This window comes from Methylotenera sp., from assembly GCF_030653755.1.
In the GTDB taxonomy this organism is placed as follows: domain Bacteria; phylum Pseudomonadota; class Gammaproteobacteria; order Burkholderiales; family Methylophilaceae; genus Methylotenera.
Genome location: NZ_JAURYU010000003.1, coordinates 40,018 through 49,918 on the forward strand (window position 1 = coordinate 40,018; position 9,901 = coordinate 49,918).

General features: G+C 40.8%; 10 protein-coding genes. All 10 read right to left on the reverse strand.

The window, feature by feature from the left end:
* Nucleotides 1–8: 8 nt before the first annotated feature.
* Nucleotides 9–1,406 (reverse strand): chain length determinant protein EpsF, encoded by a 1,398-nt coding sequence (gene epsF, locus Q7U33_RS00890; RefSeq protein WP_304857621.1) that lies wholly within the window; start codon nucleotides 1,404–1,406, stop codon nucleotides 9–11.
* An 8-nt stretch (nucleotides 1,407–1,414) separates the two neighbouring features.
* Entirely contained in the window at nucleotides 1,415–2,485 is a 1,071-nt protein-coding gene (locus tag Q7U33_RS00895) for an SLBB domain-containing protein (protein WP_304857623.1), read from the reverse strand.
* 51 nt (nucleotides 2,486–2,536) lie between these two features.
* Nucleotides 2,537–3,553, reverse strand: a complete 1,017-nt coding sequence (locus Q7U33_RS00900; RefSeq protein ID WP_304857626.1) for an EpsD family peptidyl-prolyl cis-trans isomerase — start codon at nucleotides 3,551–3,553, stop codon at nucleotides 2,537–2,539.
* 364 nt (nucleotides 3,554–3,917) lie between these two features.
* On the reverse strand, nucleotides 3,918–4,520 hold the full coding sequence (locus Q7U33_RS00905; RefSeq protein WP_304857628.1) for a PEP-CTERM sorting domain-containing protein: 603 nt from the start codon (nucleotides 4,518–4,520) through the stop codon (nucleotides 3,918–3,920).
* A 118-nt stretch (nucleotides 4,521–4,638) separates the two neighbouring features.
* Nucleotides 4,639–5,832: an XrtB/PEP-CTERM-associated polysaccharide biosynthesis outer membrane protein EpsL gene (gene epsL / locus Q7U33_RS00910; RefSeq protein WP_304857630.1), complete on the reverse strand. Its 1,194-nt coding sequence runs from the start codon at nucleotides 5,830–5,832 to the stop codon at nucleotides 4,639–4,641.
* Nucleotides 5,832–6,506, reverse strand: a complete 675-nt coding sequence (locus Q7U33_RS00915; protein ID WP_304857632.1) for a CAAX prenyl protease-related protein — start codon at nucleotides 6,504–6,506, stop codon at nucleotides 5,832–5,834. The genes epsL and Q7U33_RS00915 overlap by 1 nt, the downstream gene beginning before the upstream one ends.
* 105 nt (nucleotides 6,507–6,611) lie before the next feature.
* Nucleotides 6,612–7,286 carry a hypothetical protein gene (locus Q7U33_RS00920; RefSeq protein ID WP_304857634.1) on the reverse strand — a complete coding sequence of 225 codons (675 nt, stop codon included), beginning with the start codon at nucleotides 7,284–7,286 and terminating at the stop codon, nucleotides 6,612–6,614.
* 16 nt (nucleotides 7,287–7,302) lie between these two features.
* Nucleotides 7,303–9,033: a putative porin gene (locus Q7U33_RS00925; protein WP_304857636.1), complete on the reverse strand. Its 1,731-nt coding sequence runs from the start codon at nucleotides 9,031–9,033 to the stop codon at nucleotides 7,303–7,305.
* A gap of 31 nt (nucleotides 9,034–9,064) precedes the next feature.
* Nucleotides 9,065–9,772: a TonB C-terminal domain-containing protein gene (locus tag Q7U33_RS00930; protein WP_370651968.1), complete on the reverse strand. Its 708-nt coding sequence runs from the start codon at nucleotides 9,770–9,772 to the stop codon at nucleotides 9,065–9,067.
* Nucleotides 9,769–9,901, reverse strand: a 133-nt coding sequence (locus tag Q7U33_RS12040) for an ExbD/TolR family protein (protein WP_370651969.1), incomplete at its 5' end; no start/stop codon positions are given. The genes Q7U33_RS00930 and Q7U33_RS12040, both read right to left, overlap by 4 nt.

The window sequence follows — 9,901 nt, forward strand, 5'->3', positions numbered from 1 at the left end:
TATTTTCCTTAAGCCACCTTAAACAGATTGCGCGAGAGCCACATAAATTTCTTATTTTTTGCTTGGTTAACTTCAATCAAAGCAAAAACAGGTATTTGAAGTAACTCGCTGACATCCTCACGGCTTCTTACTCTTCTGTCCATCATCTCGGCTAACAATCCAAAACCAACACCAAGCATCGTGCCTAGGAAAATTGACAACAGCATATTCAACATAATCTTTGGACTTGAGTGATCTTGTGGTGGAATAGCAGGGTTTAGCACCGCGACATCAGTGTGATTCACATTGCCTTCAAGTGTCGTCTGTGTAAGGCGCTGACTTGCTGCATCGAGTGCACGTTGTGCATTTTCCACATCACGTTGTTGCACTGCTAACTGATCACGAGATAGATTAAGTTCTAGCACTCTTGCCTTTTGTGCTGCCAATGCAGCCCTTAGCTCAGCTTCACGCTGTTGGTGAATGTGTGCTGTACCACCAATAGTTCGAGAAGCTTTACTGGTTTCTTCTAGCAACTGACTTTTAAGTTTACTTAATTCTGCGTTCGCCGATAGATAGTGTGGATGACTTAAACCCACACGCTGCGATAATTCAGAAAGCTTAGATTCAGCCCGAACAATATCAATCTTTAAGTTCTGAACTACAGGGTTAGCGGCAACATCTGGAGAATCATCACCAGTGCCACGCGTACGCTGCTGGCGTGAATTGGCTTCATAAGCTTGTGACTGGGCCATTACTAACTGTGAAGAGAGATCATTTAGTCGGGCGCTCTCAACATCAAGATTGCCCATCACACTGGTTAATCCTTTTTCTTGCTGGTATTTAGACAGCTTGGCCTGAGCTGCTTCAAGATTTTCTCTAAGCATTCTTGTTTGCTCACCCAAGAACTCAGATGCCTTCTGAGCAGGTTCAACTTTAAGTTCAATATTTGTTTGTTGGTACGCTTTTGCAAAAGCGTTTGCAACAATCGCAGCAAACTCTGGGTCGGATCCCCTAAAAGAAATCTCTAGCACGCTACTTTCACGAGAAGGTTTCACATTAAGATTTTGTAATAGCAAATCAGCAAACCATGCCCGAATATCACCTACCCCTTGAGTGGCTTGATTAAATTGTTCTTTTGCTTTTTCGCTCTCTGTAAACTTAAGCTGATCTACAACTTTTATTGCTACATTTCTGCTTGTAATGATGTCAACTTGTGTTGCCATATAGCCTGGCATCAACTGTGCAGGCAACGCCAGACCAGTGACAGGATCCATTCCTTTATAATTAAGCACCAACGATGTCGTTGCTGTATAACTCTTTGGTAGCAACAAGCTAACAATAAGCGTTGTTAATACTGTCAGGCCAAAAGCAATCAGAATAATTTTGGAGCGCGCTTTCAGGATAAGCAGAAGTTGAGTGAAATTCATATGGATTCCTAGAATAGGCTTTCTTGCACATACAATACGTCATCCTGTTTTACAGGGTCAGTCATCGCTGGCGATAATTTTTCAACCACACCCTTGGCATTTCTTCTGTGTAGTTGTATGTTGGTTTGTGAGCCACGTGCAGTTAGACCGCCGCCTTGAGCTAGCACTTGAATAACTGACATGTTACGTTCAATGCGGAAAGAACCAGGACGCTGCACCTCTCCGTAGATGTAGACCATCGGGGCTCGTGGAACATAAATACTGTCGCCACTCATCAAGGAGATGTTCAAACTATTGTCGCCAGTTCTAAATAGAGTGTCGATATCTACTTCAAAACGATTGATTTTTCCATCACGGAAAGTTGTAACGGTAGCAGTATCAGACCCAGCAGGATTTGCGCCGCCAGCAACACTTAGAAAGTCGGCGACATTACGAACACCGCCAGATACAGCATACTTTCCAGGTCTATTGACCTGTCCCATAACAGCTACGTCGCGAGCATGAACATAAATAATTTCACCACCCTTGAGTGGGATATTCTGTACACCATCTCCCTCGAACACAATACGATGCAAATCGTATTGTGTTTTACCTGACTGATTGATGATTGTGACAATATCCGATCCATCCTGTGTCGTACCGCCAACCAACGCCAATAAATCAACAAGATTTGTCGCTCGTTCTAATGGATATCTGCCTGGTTTATAAACACTTCCCAATACTGACACCATTTTGCTTTGAAACTGAACCACAAGGACATTGATCTGAGGTTGTTTAACATATCCACCACTCTCTAGCATTTCTGCGATTTTTTTCTCCGCATTCGTCGAAGTAAAGCCTCCTACTGCTACTTCACCAATCAATGGAAAACTAATCTTTCCAGCTTCAGATACGCGTGTCTCAATGGTCAAATCTGGATTGTTATAAACAGAGATTTTTAGCACATCACCTGGGCCAAGCAGATAGTTAGCTTCTTCAGCAAGCGCCATTTGAGCCATTAAAATGAAGAACATGGACATCAAGCCAAAAAGTAGTTTTTTAATGTACTTACTTGGTGCTAAGCGCTTTTCACTATACATATCGAGTAGAACTTTCTTAGATTTAGTTGCTGTCAGATGAGTGACAATAATTTACAGGCCTGACAAACCTTTATCTATGCTTGGCTGATCAGTGGATGGTTTTGTGCTTGGAGTTGCACTTTCGGTTTTATCTGTTTGCATTTTCTTCACTTGCTCAGATTTCTCTTGCAACGGATCACTTTTTGCATCTATCGTAATCGCTGAATCCGTTGAGGATTTTTTCATGTCGGAAAAGGCACCAACATATTCAATTTTTGCATTTGAATTAAGTGTTTCCATTTCATTTTTTGCCAATTTTGACTTATTTTGATTTAAGAAATACTGCTCTATAAATGGTGTAGCATCATCACGCGAAATTGGTTTTGATTGAGATGCTGCCAAATGTACGATATTAAGAGAGCGTTCAGTTGGAACTGCAATCCATTCACCATCTTTAATTGGATGCAATTTTTTCAACATTTCTAAAGGCAACTGCTCAGCTGCTCTAACATTGCTGTTTGCTGTAAATGGATGATTTTTTTCCTTTAACCAGACAGCAACTTCATTCATGGTTTTAATGTCTTTCAGGCCTGCTTGTACTTCTGCAAACTTATCTTTGTTGATATCGACTACCAGTTCTTGCAAGCGGTAAATGCGACGATTTGCAAACAACTCTGGGTTATCCTGATAAAAGGCTTCTATTTCCGCTTTGGAAGGTTTGGCAGCTTTTGACATGAGCTGGTCCATATAGGCTTGTGCCAATATTTCATCTTTAGATGACTCAATTGCTTGCAGAGTCTTTGGGGAACGATCTAGTTTTTCTTCTAGTGCCCGCTGCTTCAACAGTTGCTGATCTACAAGACGCGCAAGAATTTGCTTTGAAGCTAGTTTGCTTTGCTCCTCGCTTGCCTGCCCCATGCGTGCAAGTTGATAATTAAGCTGATGAATAGATATTTCATCTCCGTTTACTTTCGCTATCACCTGCGTTTCTGGTTTTTTGCTTTCAGCCTCATCTTGTTTCCCACAGGCTGTGATAAAGGAAGTTGTCACTATTAATGGCAGTAGCAAGTATTTGTTTGCGAAATGCATATCTATCTTTCATGTAGATCTAAAGAAATATCACTATAAGAAAGAAATGTGAATTTAATATGTCAGATATGCGTAGTTTTTATGATACGCAATTTTCTATTGAAAAAAGCAACAGAAAACATCAAATGACAATCAATCAAATGACAATCAATGGATTAGTTGATTTAATCGGTGAGTTAAATCGAATGCCAGCCACAAAGCGCATATTCTTGAGGTTTATGAACATGACTTAACCTAGACTTTCTTGCACGGACTGGCTCATATGTTAGAGACGCGCACGGCTCCAAAATGAAAAGAGCATGGCTAAGCAGTTTCCGCCAAGCCATGCAATTGATGTTTTCAAGCAGCTTTGCAACAAAAACCATTAAAGTGGTTTTTTACGGCGAAATGCCATAAAACCTATCAACATCAAACCTGTTGACAATGAACTCCAAATACCAGGCTCTGGAACCAAACTCACCAAATTCACATTATCTAAACTACCGCCAAAACTATCGCTAATACCAGCCGCTGAAAATGTAAGTTTATCACTACCAGTGCCAATTACAGAAAAGCTAAGTGTGTACCAGTTATTACCTGTTTTACCAACACCACTGCCAGTCACTTGTGTTAACAATGAACCATTCCAAAAGGCTTGGATTGGATTGGACTGGCTTGATACCCCCATGCGAGGGGAGTAATCAAACGATAAATCGTAAACGTCACCAACGGTTGTACTGATCATTTGGAATATTGAGTTATTGGATGTTGTATCCAGCTCAACATAGTTCACACCCTCAGAAGCGATACCAGCAACATTGTTTCGTAATTCGACTTCACTAGCCCCTGTCCAACCTGTTAAATTGCTATAAATACCCCAAGTGCCATTGGCTTGTACATCAGCCTCAAAAGAGCCATTGGTTACTAAATTAGCATTTGCCAACATAGGCAAAGATGTAAGTGCTAATAATAATGCGATTTTTTTCATGATACTTCCTCTCACAGATAAAATTTCTACAGTTGCTATTGTTGGTGACAGGAGTGACAGGAAGTATTATTTCTATAATCCATTCGGACTAGTGAATGCTGGTAGAAGTTTCGCGCCGCTAAAAGTCATAGCGCATCATTAAATTAATAGTATTGAATTTAAAAGCGAAATTTGTAACGTTAGATTTTCTATTTTGGCCTTGATACTGAATTTGGATCAATGATTTACGCGTGGGCAGATACGATAATGATAGATTAGCAATCTTTGACTCATCGTAGCGATTGCTATCATTTAACAGAACGCCAGGATTGCCCAGAAAATCTCGCTCTTCATATCCCCAACCAGCGCGTACAGAAATCTTGCTGGTAGGATTCCAAGTAGGGTTAACGCCAAAACCTTTGGATTCTATATAGTTGGAAAGCGCAGCCTCGGCAGGAGCAACATCTTGATACGCAGTAAAATTAATCATCGTTTTACCAGTTAATAAGTGGTCTAGATCCCAGCGCTGACTCACACCTTTAAAGTCTCGTTGAGGCGTATCCTTAAACTTAATATCCACATGTGAAATGCGTACAGCCAGTTTTGTTTTTGCAGTTGGCTGCCACGCAGCTTGAATAATCACATCTTTTCTTGTACTTTCATCGCCCAGAATTGATGATGATCTATTAGGAAAATCTGAATCCAAAATACGATAGGCTAAGCCTAACTGTGTACCCCGTGGATTTTTATAGCGCACACCCGTTTCTAAAAATTCATCTTCCCTGTCTGCAAAATTAAAGTTCTTTAATTCATTTTCAATCTTACTCTGTCCACCTGATGCGTCGATAGTCCAATCGGGATGTAAATTCCAATGCAAACTGCCATTCTGGCTACTAGTTGTTCTTAAGTTCTTAACTGGCTGTCTAATTTCAGTAAAGCCTGCGATTGCCTCACTTTCACTAGCATTCAACTCTCCATATAAATGATTACCTAAACGCCAATTCCAACCCACGCGGTTTGATTTACCTGTATTATCCAAGATAGCGAACCTGTTATAACGACTCTCATTAATGCTCGAAGCTAGCGTAAACAATTGCCTGCTTAACCTAACGTTAACATTCACACCCAGATCAACTCTTTTGATGACATCTGATGTCACATCTGAACCAAATGCAGCCTTTGCTTGCTCAGAATTGCTGAATCTAAATACGTTGTCATCATAAGCAATGTTTGCGGCAACGTAGGGAGTAATGTCAATCATACCTTCAGCTTGTGCCGTGGATGAAATGAACAAAACCGCAATCATAGTAATTTTATATGCGGGATTAACCATTACCAGTACCACCAATTACCTGTCATTACTATCCACAACCCCAGCAATCCATTCGTTACCGCGTGGGCAAAAATCGGCACCCATAAGTTTTTATAAATCTTATACAACAGCGCATAGACAAGACCAGAAAAGAGACCAGCAAGCCAGAGGTGATGTTCTAGCGCAAATACACATGCACTTATGATTATCGCAAATGCTGAAATTTTGGCTGGGTTCACACTGAGAAAGTCCTGATTGACTAACCAACGCATCAGAAAAGAACGCCAGAATAATTCCTCCATTAAAGGAACAATCATGGCCGCACCAAATATGCGCATTGATAGCCAAATGTAAGCCGAAAATGAATCACCAGTAAGGAATGGATTAACGCCTTTTACATCCCCTCCTAAAGTAGCCCACTCGGGGTAAGGTAATATCCAAACCAGCAATACAGCTATACCTGCGACAAACGCATTAAAAAGCTGAATTAGCTTTGGTCTAATGGCGAGTTCTGTGTAAGCACCCCAAAAGTAAAACAACAAAGCAAGCACTGAAATAACTTTGATGCCATAGACCAACTTTTCATCTAAACCAACAGCATTAAGTAGTAAGGTAAAGTAATCGCCTAAAGCTATAAACAATATGTAAAGAGCAAAAGGCAATATTCTTGAAAAGATGGCGTATTTATTTGTCATGTGTTTACTCTTAAGGTAATGACATCATACGGATTGAATATTACGGGATTATTTCTAAGCGCATTTGATCAATCAGATAGCGCTAACATAATCATTAATTTCACCTTAAGTACCAGACCTTTTATAAAAAACCTTCTCATCATCAACTTTATCTTGCTGATCTTGAAGTATATTTTCAAGCTCAACACGTTTAAGTTGAAAAAAAGGCTCATCTCGCATCACTGAATTGTAAATACTTGGCTTGTCATAAATCTTAATCAAATCGGTACTGAATTGATGTAATTTGCTATTTTTTTGCTCACAGGTGCGAAGTGAAAGGTTTGTACTTGCAAGATTTGTGGTCAACGTTTTACGCTGAGTATCATTAATTTTTAGATCTAATTGCGCTTGCTTATGTTGTATTGTCAAATCTTCCAGATTTTTTTGCGCCATTTCCAACAGAGTTTGAGTTTCCAAAAGTTTACTTTCCAAAGCGGTTTTTTCAGTCTCTATTTGACCAAGTTTACGCTGGACTGCACCTAAAGAAGCACTGCGCTTTTTTAATTGCTCATCATTTATTTTAATTTGCTCTTCCAGCTCTTTCTTCTCTAAATCAAACTGTGTCTGCATGTTAACTTTTTCTTGTTCCATATCCTGTCTGGCTTTTTGCAGCATCTGCTGAGCACGCCTAGCAGCCTTATCATTTTTTTCCGCTGCAATCGCATTGTCTGGATATGCGAAACCAATTGCCAGCGATGCAATCAATATCCACAGTACTTTATGACTTATTATCAATTTCATTACCATCTCCAGTCAATTAAAAATTAGACGTCATTTCTAACATCAGCACATCAACTGAAAGTGGTTTTAAAGCAGCTCTTGGCTTGATCTCATCTGCGCTAAACCATCTTGCCGTTAACCAAGTATTTTTACCTATGCCATAGCTTCCGCCCAAAATCCAGCCTTTTGCATTTGTACCACCTAGCAGAAAGTCTGAGTCGGTGTAGGAGTCAACAACCGCATCGGCTTCTAAACGTTTGTAAGCTACAAAGCTTTGCCAATCATGTAACTTGGTGGTCGTAGGCATACCAACTGCAAGTTTCACATGGTAGGCATCCACTTGTTTTTCATCAAAACCGAAATCATTTATACTTGCAGAACCAATTCTTTTTAAAATCTCCTGCTTATCGTAGCCAATGTTTCTAACGTAATCACCTGTTAACGTAATATGCACTGGATCAAAAGCCGCAATATCTACTTCACCTGTGATGTTTAGGTTCCTAAACTTTGATAACAACCCCAATCTTTCTGTTGTTGATCCAGGCACGCCTAGATTTATATCAAAAACCGAGTTACCCTTCTGTCTGAATGCTGGAATTGTTGCGTTATACGGGAGTTGAGTATTCGCGCCATTTGATATACCTTCAATGTTATCAAACTCGTACAAGGCAACGCCGAGCTTGGCTGAAGACCGGTTGACTGATGTCCATTTGATGCCTGCCTGCGAACCATACATCCACTTACTTTTGGCTTTATTCAAATCTGAGCCTTCAACATCTTCCAGCGGAAAAGCTCCAATGGTCGCGAAGCCAGACCAACTATTATTAAATTTAGGCTTCAATTTCGCCGCGATGCCATCAAAATGTAGAGAGCCATCCCACACTAAATCAGTTGAAAAGAAAGGGTTGGGGAAGCGACCACCGACAACATTTAACCAAGGGGTTACATCTGCACTTAAATAAGCTCTATCCAAACCAATGGTATATTTAGCGCTTCGCGTTTCCTGCGTTTGGTTGGGTGATACTGGGTCGTTCAAATTACCAGTAACAATTCGCATTTCTCCATTAATCCAATCATTCACTTTCACTTTTGTCGCTAAGCGTGCGCGAACACGTGCACGAGAGCGGTCTTCTGTGGTATTGAATATATTGTCGGAACCATTAGCGTTGTTAAAATCTACGAGTGAAGGATTATCATCCCCAAACCTGTCGTTTTGATAACGCAGACGTATGTCACCCTCAAAGGTAAATCGATCAATCCACTCAGGCAAACCAAGTCGCTCACCTGCCTTGTAATTAAGTTTAGCCATTACTTCTTTTTTAATTTCTTCCTTCATCTCTTTCTTGACGATTTCAGGGACGTATTGAACTCTGACTATTTTTTCATTAACGGCTTTATCTACAGCATCTTCATTTTGAGTGGCTTCCGCGGCAATAGTGTCTTTTTGTTTGGCTTTTTCTGCCTCTTGTGCTGCTTGTTTTAAAAGATCATCAGCTTTTCCTTTACTGAGCACACCCTCTTCTACAAGAAGATTAACCAAATTTACCGTAGTAGATCGTAATTGCTCCAAAGACTCACGCTCACCTGCACTTGCTGATGTCATGATTGTGCCAAAACAAAGTGTTGCAATGGCCAAAGCAATCGGTTTATAGGTCATCCGCGCATGATGTAAGGCATCACTTGAATTACGCTTTTGTTGATGAGACGCATCCGTGAACTGATTGACTCGTATCATGTTAATTTCCATTTCATCTTTAATTAAATTCATTATTTCATTCGCAATATTTATGCTGTATTCGTTAACCGACAGTTCGTGCGGTCACTCTCAATTTGACTGGTTGAGGCATATCACTTGGCGGAGGATCAGATAATGGTGGCATACTATCCAATGCCTTTTTAAGCAAAACATCTCTCTCAGGATCACCGCTTGAACCCACCAATTCATATCGCTCGATACGACCATTTGATGCCACCCAAATTTTAACAACGACTTTATATGCGCCATTTGCAAGCACCTTATCTTTAGCCATTGCGCCTTCAATCTTGTTTTTGATTAAATCTGTATACCAAGCAAACTGGTACTTACTAGGACCGCCACCGATCTTCGTACCGACATCACCACCTTTATATTCATTGCTCACAGCCCCTGCGGCAAATGGGCTTGGTCCATCACCAGCAGCACCTTCCATTTTTAACACTTCTGCTGGCGGTGTCTCCTCTGGCTTCGGTTGGGGGACTTCCTTTATTTCGTTCGGTTGCTCCTTAGGTTGCTCTTTTGGAGGTTCCTTAGGTGGCGGCGGTGGTGGCGGTGGCGTGTCAGGAAGCAGCTTGATTGTCGTCACTGCTTTTTTACCTGTTGACCCCCCTGAAAATAAGCCTTTTAGCATATAGCCTAGCCCACCCAACACAATGATTGCCACGAGTGAAATTACAACTCGCTTAATCCAAATTGATTTTGCCGTAGGTTTCTGCTCATCATCCTCGTTGATATTAAAGTTTTGCATCATGTACCAATCTTGCCCGTGACAAGCCCTACATTTGTAATTTCCATTCTTGTCACCAGATCTATCACGCTGATGACACCTGCGTAGGATGCGTTCGCATCACCACGAATCATCACAGAAAACTCAGGATCT